The sequence below is a fragment of the Endozoicomonas sp. SCSIO W0465 genome (genome assembly GCF_023716865.1).
Classification (GTDB): Bacteria; Pseudomonadota; Gammaproteobacteria; order Pseudomonadales; family Endozoicomonadaceae; genus Endozoicomonas.
Genome location: NZ_CP092417.1, coordinates 1,500,710 through 1,523,685, shown reverse-complemented (window position 1 = coordinate 1,523,685; position 22,976 = coordinate 1,500,710). Strand labels below are relative to the sequence as shown.

General features: G+C 53.0%; 8 protein-coding genes. All 8 read right to left on the bottom strand.

Annotated features, from left to right (window positions below; genetic code table 11):
- Positions 1–178 precede the first annotated feature (178 nt).
- Positions 179–2,818, bottom strand: coding sequence for a lipopolysaccharide assembly protein LapB (locus MJO57_RS06485; protein WP_252023857.1), 2,640 nt, complete (start codon positions 2,816–2,818; stop codon positions 179–181).
- Positions 2,819–3,117: 299 nt separating this feature from the next.
- A complete protein-coding gene (locus MJO57_RS06480; RefSeq protein ID WP_252023855.1) occupies positions 3,118–5,340 on the bottom strand; it encodes a lipopolysaccharide assembly protein LapB in 2,223 nt (740 codons plus the stop codon).
- A 172-nt stretch (positions 5,341–5,512) separates the two neighbouring features.
- Positions 5,513–8,158: a lipopolysaccharide assembly protein LapB gene (locus MJO57_RS06475; RefSeq protein WP_252023854.1), complete on the bottom strand. Its 2,646-nt coding sequence runs from the start codon at positions 8,156–8,158 to the stop codon at positions 5,513–5,515.
- A 172-nt stretch (positions 8,159–8,330) separates the two neighbouring features.
- On the bottom strand, positions 8,331–10,652 hold the full coding sequence (locus MJO57_RS06470) for a lipopolysaccharide assembly protein LapB (protein ID WP_252023852.1): 2,322 nt from the start codon (positions 10,650–10,652) through the stop codon (positions 8,331–8,333).
- A gap of 38 nt (positions 10,653–10,690) precedes the next feature.
- Positions 10,691–13,327 (bottom strand): lipopolysaccharide assembly protein LapB, encoded by a 2,637-nt coding sequence (locus tag MJO57_RS06465; RefSeq protein WP_252023850.1) that lies wholly within the window; start codon positions 13,325–13,327, stop codon positions 10,691–10,693.
- Between the two features lie 172 nt (positions 13,328–13,499).
- On the bottom strand, positions 13,500–16,523 hold the full coding sequence (locus MJO57_RS06460) for a lipopolysaccharide assembly protein LapB (protein WP_252023848.1): 3,024 nt from the start codon (positions 16,521–16,523) through the stop codon (positions 13,500–13,502).
- Between the two features lie 70 nt (positions 16,524–16,593).
- Positions 16,594–19,482 carry a lipopolysaccharide assembly protein LapB gene (locus MJO57_RS06455; RefSeq protein WP_252023846.1) on the bottom strand — a complete coding sequence of 963 codons (2,889 nt, stop codon included), beginning with the start codon at positions 19,480–19,482 and terminating at the stop codon, positions 16,594–16,596.
- Positions 19,483–19,539: 57 nt separating this feature from the next.
- A complete protein-coding gene (locus MJO57_RS06450; RefSeq protein ID WP_252023844.1) occupies positions 19,540–22,974 on the bottom strand; it encodes a lipopolysaccharide assembly protein LapB in 3,435 nt (1,144 codons plus the stop codon).
- Positions 22,975–22,976 lie beyond the last annotated feature (2 nt).

Here is a 22,976-nt window from a genome sequence, read left to right as displayed (position 1 = left end):
ACGAGCTATGGCATCCATAGTAAAACAACCGAATCATTAATTAATGGAATGTCCGTTAGAGGGGGAAAACAAGACTAAGTTCCACAGAGTTAAGATAATCAGGATTTGTCCCGGAATAACCTCATCATTTTACTCAGTCCGGGAAAAGGTCAAGAATCCAGCATCCGTACTACCATGATCAACCGTTGAAGGTTAACTTTTCCAGCGCCCGCTGCTCTGTTTTCCTCCAGGGCTCAGTTTTTTCTTTTAATATCCTTGAAGGGTCTAAACAGGATGCTTGCTGAAAAAGTGACTTCCATTCGCTTTCAGCCTTTTTCTGCATTCTCATGATGTGCGCTTTTTGTGACAACAATTGTGCCTGCTTGTCACTGGAGGAAGAAAGTTGCATAGCATCCTCCACATAATCGAAGGCTTGATCCAGGAGTGCTGGCTCTTCCGAACCATGGTCAGCAACACGTTCGCAATAAATCTTGAATCGATGGATTGACTGGACCAGTGCTTTATCTACACCGTTGGTAATATCACCAATATAAATATCAAATTCATTGGTCCCACAATGTAAATTGACCAATGCCAGCCGGTAACGGTCTTTTTGCATATCGACCAGCGTATGATCGGACAGGCATTGTTGGAGCAAACGGTGGGCGTTATCGACCTTACCCATGGTCTGCCAGAGACGGGCCAACCCCAGATTCGTCTCATGGTGCCTGCAGGCCCTGCCTTCTTCCGGGTCTCCCGCCTGTGCTGATTCCTGCCTGAACGTAGCGATCATTAAGCGTTCGGCGTTATCGAACTCACCCATAATCTCCCAGTGACGGGCCAGCGTAAGATTCGTCTCACGGTTCTGACAGGCCTTGCCTTCCTCCAGGTCACCCGCCTTTGCCGATTCCTGCCTGAACATAGTGATCAGCAGGCGTTCGGCTTTATGCAGCTTACCCATCAACTGCCAGAGGCGGGTCAGCCCAAGATTCGTCTCATGATTCTGGCAGGCCCGGCCCTCTTCCAGGTCATCCGCCTGCGCTGATTCCTGCCGGAACGTAGCAATCAGCAGACGTTCGGCTTTATCGAGCTGACCCATTATCTGCCAGTGACGGGCCAGAGAGAGATTCATCTCATGGTTCTGGCAGGGTCGGTCTTCTTCCAGATCGCACTCCCTTGCCGATTCTTGCCTGAACGAAGCAATCAGCAAGCGCTCGGCGCTATCGAGCTTACCCATTATCTGCCAGTGACGGGCCAGCGTAAGATTCGTTTCATGGTTCTTGCATGCCTTGCCAGCTTCCAGGTCGCCGGTCTTCGCCGATTCCTGCCGGAACGTGGCAATCAGCAGACGCTCGGCTTTATCGAGCTGACCCATGGTCTGCCAGAGACGGGACAGCCCCAGATTCGTCTCATGGTGCTGGCAAGCCCTGCCTGCTTCCAGATCGTCCATCTGCGCAGATTTCAGTTTGAACATTGCAATCAGCAGACGTTCGGCTTTATCAAGCTTACCCATGATCTGCCAGTGACGGGCCAGCGTGTGATTCGTATCGTGATACTTACAGGCCTTGTCTTCCTCCAGGTCACCGGTCTGCGCCGATTCCTGTCTGAACGTAGCGATCAGCAGGCGTTCGGCCTTACCGAACTGCCCCATTCCCTGCCAAAGGCGGGCCAGCCCCAGATTCGTCTCATGGTTCTGGCAGGCTCTACCTGCTTCCAGGTCGCCCGTCTGCACCGATTCCTGCCTGAACGTGGCAATCAGCAGTCGTTCAGCCTTATCGTGCTTACCCATGATCTGCCAGTGACGAGCCAGAGCAAGATTGGTCTCATGGTACTTGCAAGCCCTGCCTGCTTCCAGATCACCCGCCTTAACCGATTCCTGACGGAACGTGGCGATCAGCAGACTTTCGGCTTGATCGTGCTTACCCGTTGTCTGCCAGTGACGAGCCAGAGTGAGATTAGTGTCATGGTACTTGCAAGACCTGCCTTCTTCCAGGTCCCCCACCTGCGCCGATTCCTGCCGGAACGTGGCGATCAGCAGGCGTTCGGCGTTATCGTGCTTACCCATGATCTGCCAGTGACGGGCCAGTGTGAGATTCGTATCATGGTACTTACAGACCCTGCCTTCTTCCAGATCACCGGCCTTAACCGATTCCTGCCGGAATGTGGCGATGAGCAGGCGTTCGGCGTTATCGTGTTTACCCATGATCTGCCAGTGACGGGCCAGCGTGAGATTCGTATCATGGTATTTGCAGGCTCTGCCTTCTTCCAGATCACCGGCCCTGACCGATTCCTGCCTGAACATGTTGATCAGCAGGCGTTCGGCGTTATCGTGCTTACCCATCATCTGCCAGAGACGGGCCAGTGTGAGATTGGTATCATGGTGCTTGCAAGCCCTGCCTTTTTCCGCATCACCCGCTTCCTTCTCAACAATCTGCTTCAGTAGTGCTTCTGCCTCTTGATAACGCTCCAGTACTTCCAGAATCCTGGACTTTGTCAGCAAAGTGCCAATCTGGACAGAAGCCGGTAATTGATTTAATAAATCCAGTGCCTCTTTAGCCTTTCCGGGCTGGGGATAAAGTGCCCGGGCAAGACCAGTGACTTTGCATTCATACTGTTTTTGAGTCGTCGGTTTGATCGCCTGAAATACGTTAACCGCAGAGTCCCACTGCCTTTTCCTGAGTAAGTCAAACCCCTGAGAAAAAAGCTTCTCTGAATTTTCTGTCGTTTTTACCGCTCTTGTTACAGCAGATTGATGAGAACCCCGGGCAGGATTTTGTCTCAGCCCACGGGTGCCAGCAGAGGTCACCGGCCTCACTGTCGCCCCCGGTGAACCTGACACAACTGCAGCCCAGCTAGCACCTCCTCTTTCGCCAGCGGGAGGTGGTGATCTGTAAAACCTGGATGGTGCTTTAGAACTGGTAAAATGAGCAGTGGTGTTCATGTCATGAATGACAACCCTCAGCCAGTTTGGTTCCATCAATCAGATGATGGAATAGCGGTCATACCGTGCACATTGCAATCTCACCATGAATTAACAATGAGGGTTTATTCTTTGCTATCACTGCACTGTGGATCAGCGTCCAGACACTTTTTTGCCAGCCTGCAATAAATTTGAGTACTGGACGACTTTTCAAATCGTCAAGTGGGGCTCAGGATATTTAACATTTCCAGCACCCGCTTCTCAGTTTTCCTCCAAGGCTCTGTTTTTTCTTTTAATGCTCTTGAAGGGTCCAAGCAGGATGCTTGCTGAAAAAGCGATTGCCATTCGCTTTCAGCCTTTTTCTGCATTCTCATGATGTGCGCTTTTTGCGACAGCAATTGTGCCCGCTTTTCACTAGTGGACGGAAGTTGCATAGCCTCCTCCACGTAATTGAAGGCTTGATCGAGTAAAACAGGCTCTTCTGAACCGTTTTTGCCGACACGCTCACAATAAATCCTGAAACGATGGATTGACTGGGCAAGTGCCTTATCGACACAGTTAATGATGTCTCCAATATACCTATCAAATTCATTGGTCCCGGAATGTATAATGCACAATGCCAGCCGGTAACGGTCTTTTTGAACCTCGACCAACGTATTATCAGACAGGCATCGCTGGAGCAGACGTTGGGCGTTATCGACCTTACCCATCATCTGCCAGAGACGGGCCAGCCCCAGATTGATCTCATGATGCTTGCAGGTCCTGCCTCCTGCCTGCGCTGATTCCTGCCTTAACGTAGCGATCAGCAGGCATTCAGCTTTATCCAGCTTACACATCATCTGCCAGAGACGGGCCAGCCCCAGATTCGTTTCATGGTGCTTGCAGGCCCTGCCTGCTTCCAGATCACCCGCGTTTACCGATTCCTGCCTGAACGCAGCGATCAGCAGGCGTTCAGATTTATCGAGCTTGCCCATCATCTGCCAGAGAAGGGCCAGCCCCAGATTCGTTTCATGGTACTTGCAGGCCCTGCCTTCTTCCAGATCGCCCGCGTTCACTGATTCCTGCCTGAACGCAGCGATCAGCAGGCGTTCGGCTTTATCGTGCTTGCCTATCATCTGCCAGTGACGGGCCAGCCCCAGATTCGTTTGATGATTCTTGCAGGCCCTGTCTTCTTCCAGATCACTCACCTTGACTGATTCCTGCCTGAACGTGGCGATCAGCAGGTGTTCAGCATTATCGAGCTTGCCCATTATCTGCCAGTGACGGGCCAGCGTAAGATTCGTCTCATGGTTGTTACAGGCACTGCCTGCTTCCAGATCGTCCGGCTTCACCGATTCCTGCCTGAACGTAGCGATCAGCAGGCGTTCGGCTATGTCGAGCTTGCCCATCATCTGCCAGTGGCGGGCCAGTGTCAGATTCGTCTCATGGTGCTTGCAGGCTCTGCCTGCTTCCGGGTCACCTGCCTGCACCGATTCCTGTCTGAACGTAGCGATCAGCAGGCGTTCGGCTTTATCGAACTTACCCATCATCTGCCAAAGACGGGCCTGCCCCAGATTCGTATCATGGTTCTTGCAGGCTCTGCCTGCTTCCAGATCACCCGGCTGCAGCGATTCCTGCCTGAAGGTAGCGATCAGCAAGCGTTCGGCTTTATCGAACTTACCCATCATCTGCCAGTGGCGGGCCAGTGTGAGATTCGTATCATGGTTCTTGCAGGCCCCGCCTGCTTCCGGGTCGCCCGTCTTTGCCGATTCCTGCTTGAACGTGGCAATCAGCAAGCGCTCGGCCTTATCGAGTTTACCCATCATCTGCCAGAGACGAGACAGCGTGAGATTCACATCATGGTGCTTGCAGGCCCTGCCTGCTTCCAGGTCACCTACCTTCACCGATTCCTGCCTGAACATGATGATCAGCAGGCGTTCGGCTTGATCGAGCTTACCCACCATTTCCCAGTGGCGCACCAGCATGAGATTTGCCTCACGCTGCTGCTTGCAGATCCTGCCTTTTTCCGGGTTGCCCGCTTCCTTCTTAACAATCTGCTTTAGCAGAGCTTCTGCCTCTTGATAACGTTCCAGTGCTTGCAGAATCCTGCACTTTGTCATCAAGGTACCGGTCTGGACAGAAGCCGATAGTTGATTTAATACATCCAGTGCCTCTCCTGCCTTTCCGGGCTGGTGATAAAGAGCCCGGGCAAGACCATTAACTTTATGTTCATTCTGTTTTTGAGTCGTTGGTTTGATTGCCTTAAACACCTTAGCCGCTGATTCCCACTGCTTTTTCCTGAGTAAGTCAAACCCCTGAGTAAGAAGCTCCTCTGTATTTCCTGTCGTTGTTACCGCTCTTGTTACGGCATATTGATAACCGTTCCGGGCAGGATTTTGTCTTAATCCCCGGGTACCAGAAGAGGTTACCGGCCTCACTGCCGCTCCCGGAGATCCAGACACAGCCGCAGTCCCGCTAGCACCTCCTGTTCCACCAACGGGAGGCGAGCTATAGATTGGCCCGGAGGAATCTTTATAGGTGGTAGAATAAGCAGTTGTGTTCATGTCTTGACATGACAATCCTTAGCGAGTTTGGTTCCATCATCGATCAGATAATGGAACAGCTGGCAAATCGTTAAGCGGGACTCAGGATGTTTAACTTTTTCAGCGCCCGCTGCTCTGTTTTCCTCCAGGGATCGGTTTTCTCTTTTAATGCTCTTGAAGGGTCTAAACAGGATGCTTGCTGAAAAAGCGTGCGCCATTCACTTTCAGCTTTTCTCTGCATTCTCATGATGTGCGCTTTTTGCGACAACAATTGTGCCCGCTTTTCACTGGTGGCAGGAAGTTGCATAGCCTCATCCACATCATTGAAGGCTTGATCGAGTAATATACTCTCTTGCGAACCGTCGTCAGCAACACGTTTGCAATAAATCATGAAACGATGGATTGACTGGATAAGTGCTTTATCTACACCGTTGGTAATATCTCCGATATAAATATCAAATTCATTGGTTCCACAATGTAAAATGCCTAATGCCAGCCTGTAACGGTCTTTTTGCATATCGACCAAAGTATTATCGCAAAGGCATTGTTGGAGCAGACGCCGGGCTTTATCAACCTTGCCCATCATCCGCCAGAGACGGGCCAGCGCCAGGTTCGTCTCATGGTTCTTGCAGGCTCTGCCTGCTTCCAGGTTACCCGCCTTTGCGGATTCCTGCCTGAGCATGGTGACCAGCAGATGTTCGGCTTTATCGAGCTTGCCCATAATCTCCCAGAGAAGGGCCAGCCCCAGATTCGTCTCATGATTCTTGCAAGCACTGCCTGCTTCCGGTTCGCAGCCCTTCACCGACTCCTGCCTGAACGTGGCGATCAGCAAACGTTCGGCTTTATGTAGCTTACCCATCATCTGCCAGAGGCGGATCAGCCCAAGATTCGTCTCATGGTTCTGGCATGCCCCGCCTTCTTCCAGGTCATCCGCCTGCACTGATTCCTGCCGGAACGTGACGATCAGCAGACCTTCGGCTTGATCGAGCTTACCCATCATCTGCCAGTGACGGGCCAGAGCGAGATTGGTCTCATGGTTCTGGCAGGGTCTGTCTTCTTCCAGATCACACTCCTTTGCCGATTCTTGCCGGAACGTGGCAATCAGCAGGCTTTCGGCTTTATCGTGCTTACCCATTATCTGCCAGTGACGAGCCAGAGCGAGATTGGTCTCATGGTGCTTGCAGGGCCTGCCTTCATCCAGGTCCCCCACCTGCGCCGATTCCTGCCGGAACGTGGCGATCAGCAGGCGTTCGGCGTTATCGTGCTTACCCATCATCTGCCAGTGACGAGCCAGAGCGAGATTGGTCTCATGGTGCTTGCAGGGCCTGCCTTCATCCAGGTCACCCACCTGCGCCGATTCCTGCCGGAACGTGGCGATCAGCAGGCGTTCGGCGTTATCGTGCTTACCCATCATCTGCCAGAGACGGGCCAGCGTGATATTCGTATCATGGTACTTACAGGCCCTGCCTGATTCCAGATCGCCAGGCTGCAACGACTCCTGTCTGCACGTAGCGATCAGCAGGTGTTCGGCCTTATCGAGCTTACCCATCACCTGCCAGAGACGGGACAGCCCCAGATTCGTCTCATGGTTCTTGCAGGCTCTGCCTGCTTCCAGGTCGCCCACCTGTACCGATTCCTGCCGGAACGTGGCGATCAGCAGACTTTCGGCTTTATCGTGCTTAGCCATTATCTCCCAGTGACGAGCCAGAGTGAGATTGGTCTCATGATACTTGCAAGCCCTGCCTGCTTCCAGATCACCCGCCTTAACCGATTCCTGCCGGAACGTGGCGATCAACAGACTTTCGGCTTTATCGTGCTTACCCGTTATCTGCCAGTGACGAGCCAGCGTGAGATTCGTATCATGGTTCTTGCAGGCCCTGCCTGCTTCCAGATCACCCGCTTTAACCGATTCCTGCCGGAACGTGGCGATCAGCAGGCGTTCGGCGTTATCGTGCTTACCCATCATCTGCCAGTGACAGGCCAGCGTGAGATTCGTATCATAGTTCTTGCAGGCCCTGCCTGCTTCCAGATCACCCGCTTTAACCGATTCCTGCCGGAACGTGGCGATCAGCAGGCGTTCGGCGTTATCGTGCTTACCCATCATCTGCCAGTGACAGGCCAGCGTGAGATTCGTATCATGGTTCTTGCAGGCCCTGCCTGCTTCCGGATTGCACACCTTTGCGGACTCCTGCCTGAACGTAGAGATTAAAAGACGTTCAGCTTTATCGAGCTTACCCGTCATCTGCCAGAGACGAGCCAGCGTGATATTCGTATCATGGTGCCTGCAGGCCCTGCCTTTTTCCGAATCGCCTGCTTCCTTCTCAACAATCTGCTTCAGCAGATCTTCTGCCTCTTGATAACGTTTTAGTGCTTCCAGAATCCTGGACTTTGTCAGCAAGGTGGTGGTCTGGACAAAAGCCGGTAATTGATTTAATACATCCAGTGCCTCTCCGGCCTTCCCGGGCTGGTGATAAAGTGCCCGGGCAAGACCATTGACCTTACGTTCATTCTGGTTTTGAGTCGTCGGTTTGATTCCCTTAAACACCTTAGCCGCTGAGTCCCACTGCTTTTTTCTGAGTAAGTCAAACCCCTGAGAAAGAAGCTCCTCTGTATTTCCTGTCGTTGTTACTGCTCTTGTTACGGCAGATTGATCAGAACCCCGGGCAGGATTTTGTCTTAATCCCCAGGTACCAGCAGAGGTTACCGGCCTCACTGTCGCTCCCGGAGATCCAGACACAGCCGCAGCCCCGCTAGCACCTCCCCTTCCACCAGTGGGAGGCGAGCTATAGATCGGCCCGGAGGAATCTTTATAGGTGGTAGAATAAGCAGTTGTGTTCATGTCTTGACATGACAATCCTTAGCGAGTTTGGTTCCATCATCAATCCGATAATGGAACAGCTGGCAAATCGTTAAGCGGGACTCAGGATGTTTAACTTTTTCAGCGCCCGCTGCTCTGTTTTCCTCCAGGGATCGGTTTTTGCTTTTAATACTCTTGAAGGGTCTAAACAGGATGCTTGCTGAAAAAGCCATTGCCATTCGCTTTCAGCCTTTTTCTGCATTCTCAGGATGTGCGCTTTTTGCGACAGCAATTGTGCCCGCTTTTCACTACAGGAAGAAAGCTGCATAGCCTCCTCCACATAATTGAAAGCTTGATCCAGGAATACAGGCTCTTCCAAACCGTTTTCAGCAACACGTTCACAATAAATCCTGAATCGATGGATTGACTGGGCCAGAGCCTTATCGACACCGTTGGTGATGTCTCCAATATACCTGTCAAATTCATTGGTCCCGGAATTCAGAATGCATAATGTCAGTCTGTAACGGTCTTTTTGAACCTCGGCCAACGTACTATCAGACAGGCATTGCTGGATCAGACGTTGGGCGTTATCGACCTTACCCATCATCTGCCAGAGACGGGCCAGCCCCAGATTGATCTCATGATGCTTGCAGGTCCTGCCTCCTGCCTGCGCTGATTCCTGCCTTAACGTAGCGATCAGCAGGCATTCAGCTTTATCCAGCTTACCCATCATCTGCCAGAGACGGGCCAGCGCAAGATTCGTTTCATGGTGCTTGCAAGCCCTGCCTGCTTCCAGATCGCCCGCGTTTACCGATTCCTGCCTGAACGCAGCGATCAGCAGGCGCTCAGCTTTATCGAGCTTGCCCATCATCTGCCAGAGAAGGGCCAGCCCCAGATTCGTTTCATGGTACTTGCAGGCCCTGCCTTCTTCCAGATCACCCGCGTTCACCGATTCCTGCCTGAACGCAGCGATCAGCAGGCGTTCAGCTTTATCGTGCTTGCCTATCATCTGCCAGTGGCGGGCCAGCCCCAGATTCGTTTGATGATTCTTGCAGGCTTTGTCTTCTTCCAGATCACTCACCTTGACTGATTCCTGCCTGAACGTGGCGATCAGCAGGTGTTCGGCTTTATCGAGCTTACCCATCATCTGCCAGTGACGGGCCAGCCCCAGATTCGTCTCATGGTTCTTGCAGGGCCTGCCTGCTTCCAGGTCACTCGCCTTGGCCGATTCCTGCCTGAACGTGGCGATCAGCAGGCGTTCAGCTCTATCGAGCTTACCCTTTATCTGCCAGTGACGGGCCAGCGAAAGATTCGTTTCATGGTTCTTGCAAGCCCCGCCTGCTACCGGGTCGCCCGTCCTGGCCGATTCCTGCCTGAACATGGCAATCAGCAGGCGTTCAGCTTTATCGAGCTTGCCCATCATCTGCCAGAGAAGGGCCAGCCCCAGATTCGTTTCATGGTACTTGCAGGCCCTGCCTGCTTCCAGGTCGCTTGCCGTCGACGATTCTTGCCTGAAGGTGGCGATCAGCAGGCGTTCAGCTTTATCGAGCTTGCCCATCATCTGCCAGAGAAGGGCCAGCCCCAGATTCGTTTCATGGTGCTTGCAGGCCCTGCCTGCTTCCAGGTCGCCTGCTGTCGACGATTCCTGCCTGAAGGTGGCGATCAGCAGGCGTTCGGCTTTATCAAGCTTACCCATGATCTGCCAGTGACGGGCCAGCCCCAGATTTGTCTCATGGTACTTGCATGCCCTGCCTGTTTCCAGGTCGTCTGTCTTCGCCGATTCCTGCCTGAACGTGGCGATCAGCAGGCACTCGGCCTGATCGTGTTTACCTATTATCTGCCAGAGACGGGCCAGCGTAATATTGATACCATGGTACTTACAAGCCCAGCCTCTTTCTGGGTCGCCCGCTTCCTTTTTAACAATCTGCTTTAGCAGATTTTCTGCCTCTTGATAACGTTCCAGTTTTTCCAGAATCCTGGACTTTGTCAGCAGGGTGCCGGTCTGGACAGAAGCCGGTAGTTGATTCAATAAATTCAGTGCCTCTGCAGCCTTTCCGGGCTGCTGATACAGTGCCCAGGCAAGACCATTGACTTTACGTTCATTCTGTTTTTTAGTGTTCGGTCTGATCGCCTGAAACACCTTAACCGCTGAGTTCCACTGCCTTTTACTGAGTAATTCAAACCCCTGAGCAAAAAGCTCCTCTATATCCTCTGTCGTTTTTACCGCTCTTGTTACGGCAGATTGATAAGAACCCTGGGCAGGATTTTGTCTTAACCCCGGGGTGCCAGCAGAGTTTACCGGCTTCACTGTCGCTCCCGGAGCGCCTGACACAATCGCAGCCCAGCTAACGCCTCCTCTTCCGCCAGCGGGAGGTGAGCTGTAGACTGGCCCGGAGGAGTTTTTACAGATGGTAGAATAGGCAATTGCGTTCATGCCTTGAATGGCAACCCTTAGCGAGTTTGGTTCCATCATCAAAGGATGTTTAACTTTTTCAGCGCCCGCTGCTCTGTTTTCCTCCAGGGTTCGGTTTTCTCTTTTAATACTCTTGAAGGGTCTAAACAGGATGCTTGCTGAAAAAGCGTGCGCCATTCACTTTCAGCTTTTCTCTGCATTCTCATGATGTGCGCTTTTTGCGACAACAATTGTGCCCGCTTTTCACTGGTGGCAGGAAGTTGCATAGCCTCATCCACATCATTGAAGGCTTGATCGAGTAATATATTCTCTTCCGAACCGTCGTCAGCAACACGTTCGCAATAAATCATGAAACGATGGATTGACTGGATAAGTGCTTTATCTACACCGTTGGTAATATCTCCGATATAAATATCAAATTCATTGGTTCCACAGTGTAAAATGCCTAATGCCAGCCTGTAACGGTCTTTTTGCATATCGACCAACGTATTATCGCAAAGGCATTGTTGGAGCAGACGCTGGGCTTTATCAACCTTACCCATCATCCGCCAGAGAAGGGCCAGAGCGAGATTGGTCTCATGGTTCTGGCAGGGTCTGTCTTCTTCCAGATCACTCTCCTTTGCCGATTCTTGCCTGAACGTGGCAATCAAAAGACGTTCAGCTTGATCAAACTGACCCATCCCCTGCCAAAGACGGGCTAGTGTAAGATTCGTATCATGGTACTTGCAGACGCCACCTTTTTTCGGGTCACCCGCCTCTGCGGATTCTTGCCTGAACGTGGCGATCAGCAGGTGTTCGGCTTTATCGAGCTTACCCATGAACTCCCAGTGACGGGCCAGCGTGAGATTGGTCTCATGGTGCTTGCAGGCCCTGCCTGCTTCCAGATCACCCGCCTTCACCGACTCCTGCCGGAACGTGGCGATCAGCAGGCGTTCGGCTTTATCGAGCTGGTCCATCATCTGCCAGTGACGGGCCAGCGTAAGATCCGTCTCATGGTTCTTACAGGCCATGCCTGCTGCCAGGTCGCCCACCTGTGCCGATTCCTGCCTGAACGTGGCGATTAGCAGACGTTCGGCGTTATCGAGCTTACCCATCGTCTGCCAGTGACGGGCTAACGTGAGATTCGTATCATGGTGCTTGCAGGCCTTGCCTGCTTCCAGATCATTTGATTTCGCCGATTCCTGCCGGAACGTGGCGATCAGCAGACGCTCGGCTTTATCGTGCTTGCCTATCATCTGCCAGTGGCGGGCCAACCCCAGATTCGTTTGATGATTCTTGCAGGCCCTGTCTTCTTCCAGATCACTCACCTTGACTGATTCCTGCCTGAACGTGGCGATCAGCAAACGTTCGGCTTTATCGAACTTACCCATCATCTGCCAAAGACAGGCCAGCCCCAGATTCGTCTCATGGTTCTTGCAGGCTCTGCCTGCTTCCAGATCACCCGGCTGCACTGATTCCTGCCTGAAGGTAACGATCAGCAAGCGTTCGGCTTTATCGAACTTACCCATCACCTGCCAGTGGCGGGCCAGTGTGAGATTCGTATCATGGTTCTTGCAGGCCCTGCCTGCTTCCAGATCACCCACCTTAACCGATTCCTGCCGGAACGTGGCGATCAGCAGACTTTCGGCTTTATCGTACTTACCCGTTATCTGCCAGTGACGAGCCAGAGTGAGATTGGTCTCATGGTGCTTGCAGGACCTGCCTTCATCCAGGTCACCCACCTTCGCCGATTCCTGCCGGAACGTGGCGATCAGCAGGCGTTCGGCGTTATCGTGCTTACCCATCATCTGCCAGTGACGGGCCAGCGTGAGATTCGTATCATGGTTCTTGCAGGCCCTGCCTGCTTCCAGATCACCCGCCTTAACCGATTCCTGCCGGAACGTGGCGATCAGCAGACGTTCGGCGTTATCGTGCTTACCCATCATCTGCCAGTGACAGGCCAGCGTGAGATTCGTATCATGGTTCTTGCAGGCCCTGCCTGCTTCCGGATCGCACACCTTTGCCGATTCCTGCCTGAACGTAGAGATTAAAAGACGTTCAGCTTTATCGAGCTTACCCATCATCTGCCAGAGACGGGCCAGCGCAATATTTGTATCATGGTGCTTGCAGGCCCTGCCTGCTTCCGGATCGCACACCTTTGCCGATTCCTGCCTGAACGTAGAGATTAAAAGACGTTCAGCTTTATCGAGCTTACCCATCCTCTGCCAGAAACGGGCCAACGCGATATTTGTATCACGGTGCTTGCAGGGCCTGCCTTTTTCAGGGTCGCCCGCTTCCTTTTTAACAATCCGCTTTAGCAGATTTTCTGCCTCTTGATAACGTTCCAGTGTTTCCAGAATCCTGGACTTTGTCAGCAAGGTGGTGGTCTGGACAAAAGCCGGTAATTGTTTTAATACATCCAGTGCCTCTCCGGCCTTCCCGGGCTGGTGATAAAGTGCCCGGGCAAGACCATTGACTTTACGTTCATTCTGGTTTTGAGTCGTCGGTTTGATTCCCTTAAACACCTTAGCCGCTGAGTCCCACTGCTTTTTCCTGAGTAAGTCAAACCCCTGAGTAAGAAGCTCCTCTGTATTTCCTGTCGTTGTTACCGCTCTTGTTACGGCATATTGATAAGCGTTCCGGGCAGGATTTTGTCTTAACCCCCGGGTACCAGAAGAGGTTAACGGCCTCACTGTTGCTCCCGGAGATCCAGACACAGCCGCAGCCCCGCTGGCACCTCCCCTTCCACCAGCGGGAGGCGAGCTATAGATCGGCCCGGAGGAATCTTTATAGGTGGTAGAATAAGCAGTTGTGTTCATGTCTTGACATGACAATCCTTAGCGAGTTTGGTTCCATCATCAATCAGATAATGGAACAGCTGGCAAATCGTTAAGCGGGACTCAGGATGTTTAACTTTTTCAGCGCCCGCTGCTCTGTTTTCCTCCAGGGATCGGTTTTCTCTTTTAATACTCTTGAAGGGTCTAAAAAAGATGCTTGCTGAAAAAGCCATTGCCATTCGCTTTCAGCCTTTTTCTGCATTCTCATGATATGCGCTTTTTGCGACAGCAATTGTGCCCGCTTTTCACTAGTGGACGGAAGTTGCATAGCCGCCTCCACATAATTGAAGGCTTGCTCGAGTAAAACAGGCTCTTCTGAACCGTTTTTGCCGACACGCTCACAATAAATCATGAATCGATGGATTGACTGGATGAGCGCCTTATCGACACCGTTGGTGATAGCACCAATATAAGTATCAAATTCATTGGTCCCACAATGTAAAATGCTTAATGCCAGCCTGTAACGGTCTTTTTGCGCATCGACCAGCGTACTATCGGACAGGCATTGTTGGAGGAGACTTTGGGCATTATCGACCTTGCCCATTATCTGCCAGAGACGGGCCAGCGTAAGATTCGTTTCATGGTTCTTGCAAGCCCTGCCTTCTTCCAGGTCGCCCGCCTCCGCTGATTCCTGCCTGAACGTGGCAATCAGCAGACATTCGACTTTTTTGAGCTTACCCATCAGCTCCCAGTGACGGGCCAGCGTGAGATTCGTCTCATGGTCCTGACAGGCCCTACCGTCTTCCAGGTCGTCCGCCTTCACCGATTCTTGCCTGAATGTGGCGATCAGCAAATGTTCGGCTTTATCGAGCTGACCCATTATCCCCCAATGGCGGGCCAGTGTGAGATTCGTCTCATGGTTCTGACAGGCCCTGCCTTCCTCCAGGTCACCCGCTTTTGCCGATTCCTGCCTGAACATAGCGATCAGCAGGCGTTCGGCTTTATGTAGCTTACCCATAATCTCCCAGAGACGGGCCAGACCCAGATTCGTCTCATGGTTGTTGCAGGCCCTGCCTTCTTCCAGGTCTCCTGCCGTCGTCGATTTCTGCCTGAATGTGGCGATCAGCAGACGTTCGGCTTTATCGAGCTTGCCCATTATCTGCCAGTGACGGGCCAGAGCGAGATTTATTTCATGGTTCTGGCAGGGTCTGTCTTCTTCCAGGTTGATCACCTCGACCGATTCCTTCCTGAACGTGGCGATCAGCAGACGTTCGGCTTCATCAAGCTTCCCCCTCATCTGCCAGAGACGGGCCAATCCCAGATTCGTCTCATGGTTCTTGCAGGCCCTGCCTGCTTCCAAGTCGTCTATATTCAACGATTCCTGCCGGAACGTGGCGATCAGCAGGCGTTCGGCGTTATCGTGCTTACCCATCATCTGCCAGTGACGGGCCAGCGTGAGATTCGTATCATGGTTCTTGCAGGCCCTGCCGGCTTCCAGATCACCCGCCTTAACCGATTCCTGCCGGAACGTATCGATCAGCAGGCGTTCGGCGTTATCGTGCTTACCCATCATCTGCCAGTGACGGGCCAGCGTGAGATTCGTATCATGGTTCTTGCAGGCCCTGCCTGATTCCAGACCGCCAGGCTGCACCGACTCCTGTCTGCACGTAGCGATCAGCAGGTGTTCGGCCTTATCGAGCTTACCCATCACCTGCCAGAGACGAGCCAGAGCGAGATTGGTCTCATGGTTCTTGCAGGCTCTACCTGCTTCCAGGTCGTCCACCTGCACCGATTCCTGCCGGAACGTGGCGATCAGCAGACTTTCGGCTTTATCGTGCTTACCCATTATCGGCCAGAGACGAGCCAGAGCGAGATTGGTCTCATGGTACTTGCAAGCCCTGCCTGTTTCCAGATCACCCGCCTTAACCGATTCCTGCCTGAACGTGGCAATCAGCAGACTTTCGGCCTTATAGTGCTTACCCGTTATCTGCCAGTGACGAGCCAGAGCGAGATTGGTCTCATGGTGCTTGCAGGACCTTCCTTCATCGAGGTCACCCACCTTCGCCGATTCCTGCCGGAACGTGGCGATCAACAGGCGTTCGGCATTATCGTGCTTACCCATCATCTGCCAGTGACGGGCCAGCGTGAGATTCGTATCATGGTTCTTGCAGGCCCTGCCTGCTTCCAGATCACCCGCCTTAACCGATTCCTGCCGGAACGTGGCGATCAGCAGGCGTTCGGCGTTATCGTGCTTACCCATCATCTGCCAGTGACGGGCCAGTGTGAGATTCGTATCATGGTACTTGCAAGCCATGCCTGCTTCCAGGTCGCCTGCCGTCGACGATTCCTGCCTGAAGGTGGCGACCAGCAGTCGTTCGGCTTTATCAAGCTTACCCATGATCTGCCAGTGACGGGCCAGCCCCAGATTCGTCTCATGGCACTTGCATGCCCTGCCTGCTTCCAGGTCGTCTGTCTTCGCCGATTCCTGTCTGAACGTGGCGATCAGCAGGCACTCGGCCTGATCGTGTTTACCTATTATCTGCCAGAGACGGGCCAGCGTAATATTGACACCGGGGTACTTACAGGCCCAGCCTCTTTCCGGGTCGCCCGCTTCCTTTTTAACAATCTGCTTTAGCAGATGTTCTGCCTCTTGATAACGTTCCAGTGTTTTCAGAATCCTGGACTTTGTCAGCAGGGTGCCGGTCTGGACAGAAGCCGGTAGTTGATTCAATAAATTCAGTGCCTCTGCAGCCTTTCCGGGCTGCTGATACAGTGCCCGGGCAAGACCATTGACTTTACGTTCATTCTGTTTTTTAGTGTTCGGTTTGATCGCCTGAAACACCTTAACCGCTGAGCTCCACTGCCTTTTACTGAGTAATTCAAACCCCTGAGCAAAAAGCTCCTCTATATCCCCTGTCGTTTTTACCGCTCTTGTTACGGCAGATTGATAAGAGCCCCGGGCAGGATTTTGTCTTAACCCGGGGGTACCAGCAGAGTTTACCGGCTTCACTGTCGCTCCCGGAGCGCCTGACACAATCGCAGCCCAGCTAGCGCCTCCTGTTCCGCCAACAGGAGGTGAGCTATAGATTGGCCGGGAGGAGTCTTTATCGATGGTAGAGTAGGCAGTTGTGTTCATGTCTTAACATGACAACCCTTAGCGAGTTTGGTTCCATCATCAATCAGATAATGGAACAGCTGGCAAATCGTTAAGCGGGACTCAGGATGTTTAACTTTTCCAGCGCACACTGTTCTTTTTTCCTCCAGGGCTCTGTTTTTTCTTTTAATAGTCTTGAAGGGTCTAAAAAGGATGCTTGCTGAAAAAGCCATTGCCATTCGCTTTCAGCCTTTTTCTGCATTCTCATGATGTGCGCTTTTTGCGACAACAATTGTGCCCGCTTTTCACTAGTGGACGGAAGTTGCATAGCCTCCTCCACGTAATTGAAGGCTTGATCGAGTAAAACAGGCTCTTCTGAACCGTTTTTGCCGACACGCTCACAATAAATCATGAATCGATGGATTGACTGGATGAGCGCCTTATCGACACCGTTGGTGATAGCACCAATATAAGTATCAAATTCATTGGTCCCACAATGTAAAATGCTTAATGCCAGCCTGTAACGGTCTTTTTGCGCATCGACCAGCGTACTATCGGACAGGCATTGTTGGAGGAGACTTTGGGCATTATCGACCTTGCCCATTATCTGCCAGAGACGGGCCAGCGTAAGATTTGTTTCATGGTTCTTGCAGGCTCTGCCTGCTTCCAGGTCGCCCGCCTCCGCTGATTCCTGCCTGAACGTGGCAATCAGCAGACATTCGACTTTTTTGAGCTTACCCATCAGCTCCCAGTGACGGGCCAGCGTGAGATTCGTCTCATGGTCCTGACAGGCCCTACCGTCTTCCAGGTCGTCCGCCTTCACCGATTCCTGCCTGAATGTGGCAATCAGCAAATGTTCGGCTTTATCGAGCTGACCCATTATCCCCCAGTGGCGGGCCAGTGTGAGATTCGTCTCATGGTTCTGACAGGCCCTGCCTTCCTCCAGGTCACCCGCTTTTGCCGATTCCTGCCTGAACATAGCGATCAGCAGGCGTTCGGCTTTATGTAGCTTACCCATAAGCTCCCAGAGACGGGCCAGACCCAGATTCGTCTCATGATTGTTGCAGGCCCTGCCTTCTTCCAGGTCACCTGCCGTCGTCGATTTCTGCCTGAATGTGGCGATCAGCAGACGTTCGGCTTTATCGAGCTTGCCCATTATCTGCCAGTGACGGACCAGAGCGAGATTTATTTCATGGTTCTGGCAGGGTCTGTCTGCTTCCAGATCGACCTCCTCGACCGATTCCTCCCTGAACATGGCGATCAGCAGGCGTTCGGCTTCATCAAGCTTCCCCCTCATCTGCCAGAGACGGGCCAATCCCAGATTCGTCTCATGGTTCCTGCAGGCTCTGCCTGCTTCCAGGTCGTCTACATTTAACGATTCCTGCCTGAACGTGGCGATCAGCAGGCGTTCGGCTTTATCAAGCTGTCCCATCATCTCCCAGTGACGGGTCAACCCCAGATTCGTCTTATGGTGCTTGCAGGCCTTGCCTTCTTCCAGATCGCCCGCGTTCACCGATTCCTGCCGGAACGTGGCGATCAGCAGGCGTTCGGCTTTATCGAGCTGACCCATCATCTGCCAGTGACGGGCCAGCGTGAGATTCGTTTCATGGTACTTGCAGGCCCCACCTTTTTTCAGGGCACCGGCCTGAGCTGATTCCTGCCTGAACGTGGCGATCAGCAGACGTTCGGCTTTATCGAGTTGACCCCTCATCTGCCAGAGACGGGCCAGCCCCAGATTCGTTTCATGGTTCTTGCAGGCCCTGTCTGCTTCCAGGTCACCCGCCCTGGCTGATTCCTGCCTGAACATGGCAATCAGCAGGCGTTCGGCCATGTCGAGCTTTCCCATCGTCTGCCAGTGGCGGGCCAGCATAAGATTCGTCTCATGGTACTTGCAGGCTCTGCCTGCTTCCAGATCACCCGGCTGCACCGATTCCTGCCTGAAGGTGGCGATCAGCAAGCGTTCGGCTTTATCGAACTTGCCCATCATCTGCCAAAGACGGGCCAGCCCCAGATTCGTATCATGGTTCTTGCAGGCTCTGCCTGCTTCCAGATCACCCGGCTGCAGCGATTCCTGCCTGAAGGTAGCGATCAGCAAGCGTTCGGCTTTATCAAACTTACCCATCATCTGCCAGTGGCGGGCCAGTGTGAGATTCGTATCATGGTTCTTGCAGGCCCCGCCTGCTTCCGGGTCGCCCGTCTTTGCCGATTCCTGCTTGAACGTGGCAATCAGCAAACGTTCGGCCTTATCGAGTTTACCCATCATCTGCCAGAGACGAGGCAGCGTGAGATTCACATCATGGTGCTTGCAGGCCCTGCCTGCTTCCAGGTCACCTGCCGTCGTCGATTCCTGCCGGAACATGATGATCAGCAGGCGTTCGGCTTGATCGAGCTTACCCAGCATTTCCCAGAGGCGCGCCAGCATGAGATTTGCCTCACGCCGCTGCTTGCAGGTCCTGCCTTTTTCCGGGTTACCCGCTTCCTTCTTAACAATCTGCTTCAACAGATCTTCTGCCTCTTGATAACGTTCCAGTGCTTGCAGAATCCTGCACTTTGTCAGCAGGGTACCGGTCTGGACAGAAGCCGATAGTTGATTTAATACATCCAGTGCCTCACCGGCCTTTCCGGGCTGGTGGTAAAGTGCCCGGGCAAGACCATTGACTTTACGTTCATTCTGTTCTTGAGTCTCCGGTTTGATCGTCTTAAACACCTTAACCGCTGAGTCCCACTGCTTTTTCCTGAGTAAGTCAAACCCCTGAGAAAGAAGCACCTCTGCATTTCCTGTCGTTGTTACCGCCCTTGTTGCGGCAGATTGATTAGAACTCCGGGCAGGATTTTGTCTTAACCCACGGGTACCCACAGAAGTCACCGGCCTCACTGTCGCTCCCGGAGAGCCTGACACAATCGCAGCCCAGCTAAGGCCTCCTCTTCCGCCAACGGGAGGTGAGCTGTAGACTGGCCCGGATGAGCCTTTACCAATGGTAGAGGAAGCAGTCGCGTTCATGTCTTGAATGACAACCCTTAGCGAGTTTGGTTCCATCATCAAGCAAACTTCAAATCGTCAAGCGGGACTCAGGATGTTTAACTTTTTCAGCGCCCGCTGCTCTGTTTTCCTCCAGGGTTCGGTTTTCTCTTTTAATACTCTTGAAGGGTCTAAACAGGATGCTTGCTGAAAAAGCGTGCGCCATTCACTGTCAGCTTTTCTCTGCATTCTCATGATGTGCGCTTTTTGCGACAACAATTGTGCCCGCTTTTCACTGGTTGAAGGAAGTTCCATAGCCTCCTCCACATCATTGAAGGCTTGATCGAGTAATATACTCTCTTGCGAACCGTCGTCAGCAACACGTTTGCAATAAATCCTGAAACGATGGATTGACTGGATAAGTGCTTTATCTACACCGTTGGTAATATCTCCGATATAAATATCAAATTCATTGGTCCCACAGTGTAAAATGCCTAATGCCAGCCTGTAACGGTCTTTTTGCATATCGACCAACGTATTATCGGAAAGGCATTGTTGGAGCAGACGCCGGGCTTTATCAACCTTGCCCATCATCCGCCAGAGACGGGCCAGCGCCAGGTTCGTCTCATGGTTCTTGCAGGCTCTGCCTGCTTCCAGGTCACCCTTCGCGGATTCCTGCCTGAACATGGTGACCAGCAGATGTTCGGCTTTATCGAGCTTGCCCATAATCTCCCAGAGAAGGGCCAGCCCCAGATTCGTCTCATGATTCTTGCAAGCACTGCCTTCTTCCGGTTCGCAGCCCTTCACCGATTCCTGCCTGAACATGGCAATCAGCAGACGTTCAGCTTGATCAAGCTTACCCATCACCTGCCAGAGGCGGATCAGCCCAAGATTCGTCTCATGGTCCTGGCATGCCCTGCCTTCTTCCAGGTCATCCGCCTGCGCTGATTCCTGCCGGAACGTGACGATCAGCAGACCTTCGGCTTGATCGAGCTTACCCATGACCTGCCAGTGACGGGCCAGAGCGAGATTTGTCTCATGGTTCTGGCAGGGTCTGCCTTCTTCCAGATCACAATCCTTTGCCGATTCCTGCCTGAACGTAGCGATCAGCTGACGTTCGGCTTTATCGAGCTTACCCATTATCTGCCAGTGACGGGCCAGCGTGAGATTCGTATCATGGTACTTGCAGGCCCGGCCTGCTTCCAAGTCATTCGCCTGCGCTGACTCCTGCCGGAACGTGGCGATCAACAGACGTTCGGCTTTATCGTGCATACCCGTTATCTGCCAGTGACGAACCAGAGCGAGATTGGTCTCATGGTGCTTGCATGCCCTGCCTTCATCCAGGTCACCCACCTGCGCCGACTCCTGCCGGAACGTGGCGATCAGCAGGCGTTCGGCGTTATCGTGCTTACCCATCATCTGCCAGTGACGGGCCAGCGTGAGATTCGTATCATGGTGCTTGCAGGCCTTGCCTTCTTCCAGATCAACCGCCTTAACCGATTCCTGCCGGAACGTGGCGATCAGCAGGCGTTCGGCGTCATCGTGCTTACCCATCATCTGCCAGTGACGGGCCAGAGCAAGATTTGTCTCATGGTGCTTGCAGGACCTGCCTTCATCCAGGTCACCCACCTTCGCCGATTCCTGCCGGAACGTGGCGATCAGCAGGCGTTCGGCGTTATCGTGCTTACCCGTTGTCTCCCAGAGACGAGCCAGAGCAAGGTTTGTCTCATGGTTGTTGCAGGACCTGCCTTCATCCAGGTCACCCACCTTCGCTGATTCCTGCCGGAACGTAGCAATCAGCAGGCGTTCGGCATTATCGTGCTTACCCATCATCTGCCAGTGACGGGCCAGCGTGAGATTCGTATCATGGTGCTTGCAGGCCCTGCCGGCTTCCAGATCACCCGCCTTATCCGATTCCTGCCGGAACGTAGCGATCAGCAGGCGTTCGGCTTTATCGTGCTTACCCATCATCTGCCAGTGACGGGCCAGCGTGAGATTCGTATCATGGTGCTTGCAGGCCCTGCCTGATTCCAGACCGCCAGGCTGCACCGACTCCTGTCTGCACATAGCGATCAGCAGGTGTTCGGCCTTATCGAGCTTACCCATCACCTGCCAGAGACGAGCCAGAGCGAGATTGGTCTCATGGTTCTTGCAGGCTCTACCTGCTTCCAGGTCGCCCACCTGCACCGATTCCTGCCGGAACGTGGCGATCAGCAGACTTTCGGCTTTATCGTGCTTACCCATTATCGGCCAGAGACGAGCCAGAGCGAGATTGGTTTCATGGTACTTGCAAGCCCTGCCTGTTTCCAGATCAACCGCCTTAACCGATTCTTGCCTGAACGTGGCGATCAGCAGACTTTCGGCTTTATCGTGCTTACCCATCACCTGCCAGTGACGAGCCAGAGCGAGATTGGTCTCATGGTGCTTGCAGGACCTTCCTTCATCGAGGTCACCCACCTTCGCCGATTCCTGCCGGAACGTGGCGATCAGCAGGCGTTCGGCGTTATCGTGCTTACCCATCACCTGCCAGTGACGGGCCAGCGTGAGATTCGTATCATGGTACTTGCAGGCCATGCCTGCTTCCAGATCACCCGCCTTAACCGATTCCTGCCGGAACGTGGCGATCAGCAGGCGTTCGGCGTTATCGTGCTTACCCATCATCTGCCAGTGACGGGCCAGCGTGAGATTCGTATCATGATACTTGCAGGCCATGCCTGCTTCCGGATCGCACACCTTCCCCGATTCCTGCCTGAACGTAGAGATTAAAAGACGTTCAGCTTTATCGAGTTTACCCATCACCTGCCAGAGACGGGCCAGCCCCAGATTCGTATCATGGTACTTGCAGGCCCTGCCTGCTTCCGGATCACACACCTTCGCCGACTCCTGCCTGAACGTAGAGATTAAAAGACGTTCAGCTTGATCGAGCTTACCCATCCTCTGCCAGAGACGGGCCAGCATGATATTTGTATCATGGTGCTTGCAGGACCTGCCTTTTTCAGGGTCGCCCGCTTCCTTCTTAACAATCTGCTTTAGCAGATTTTCTGCCTCTTGATAACGTTCCAGTGTTTCCAGAATCCTGGACTTTGTCAGCAGGGTGCTGGTCTGGACAGAAGCCGGTAGTTGATTCAATAAATTCAGTGCCTCTTTAGCCTTTCCGGGCTGGTGATAAAGAGCCCGGGCAAGACCATTGACTTTATGTTCATTCTGTTTTTGAGTATTCGGTTTTATCGCCTGAAGCACGTTAACCGCAGAGTCCCACTGCCTTTTCCTGAGTAATTCAAACCCCTGAGCAAAAAGCTCCTCTATATCCCCTGTCGTTTTTACCGTTCTTGTTACGACAGATTGATAAGAACCCCGGGCAGGATTTTGTCTCAACCCTGCGGTTCCAGCAGAGTTTACCGGCTTCACTGTCGCTCCCGGAGCACCTGACACAATCGCAGCCCAGCCAGCGCCTCCTCTTCCACCAACGGGAGGTGAGCTATAGATTGGCCGGGAGCAGTCTTTATCGATGGTCGAGTAGGCAGTTGTGTTCATGT

Excerpts from the sequence above, each read along its gene's own strand:
- MJO57_RS06470 (WP_252023852.1), bottom strand. The coding sequence starts at position 10,652 with ATGAACGCAATTGCCTATTCTACCATCTGTAAAAACTCCTCCGGGCCA.
- MJO57_RS06460 (WP_252023848.1), bottom strand. The coding sequence starts at position 16,523 with ATGAACACAACTGCCTACTCTACCATCGATAAAGACTCCTCCCGGCCA.
- MJO57_RS06455 (WP_252023846.1), bottom strand. The coding sequence starts at position 19,482 with ATGAACGCGACTGCTTCCTCTACCATTGGTAAAGGCTCATCCGGGCCA.
- MJO57_RS06450 (WP_252023844.1), bottom strand. The coding sequence starts at position 22,974 with ATGAACACAACTGCCTACTCGACCATCGATAAAGACTGCTCCCGGCCA.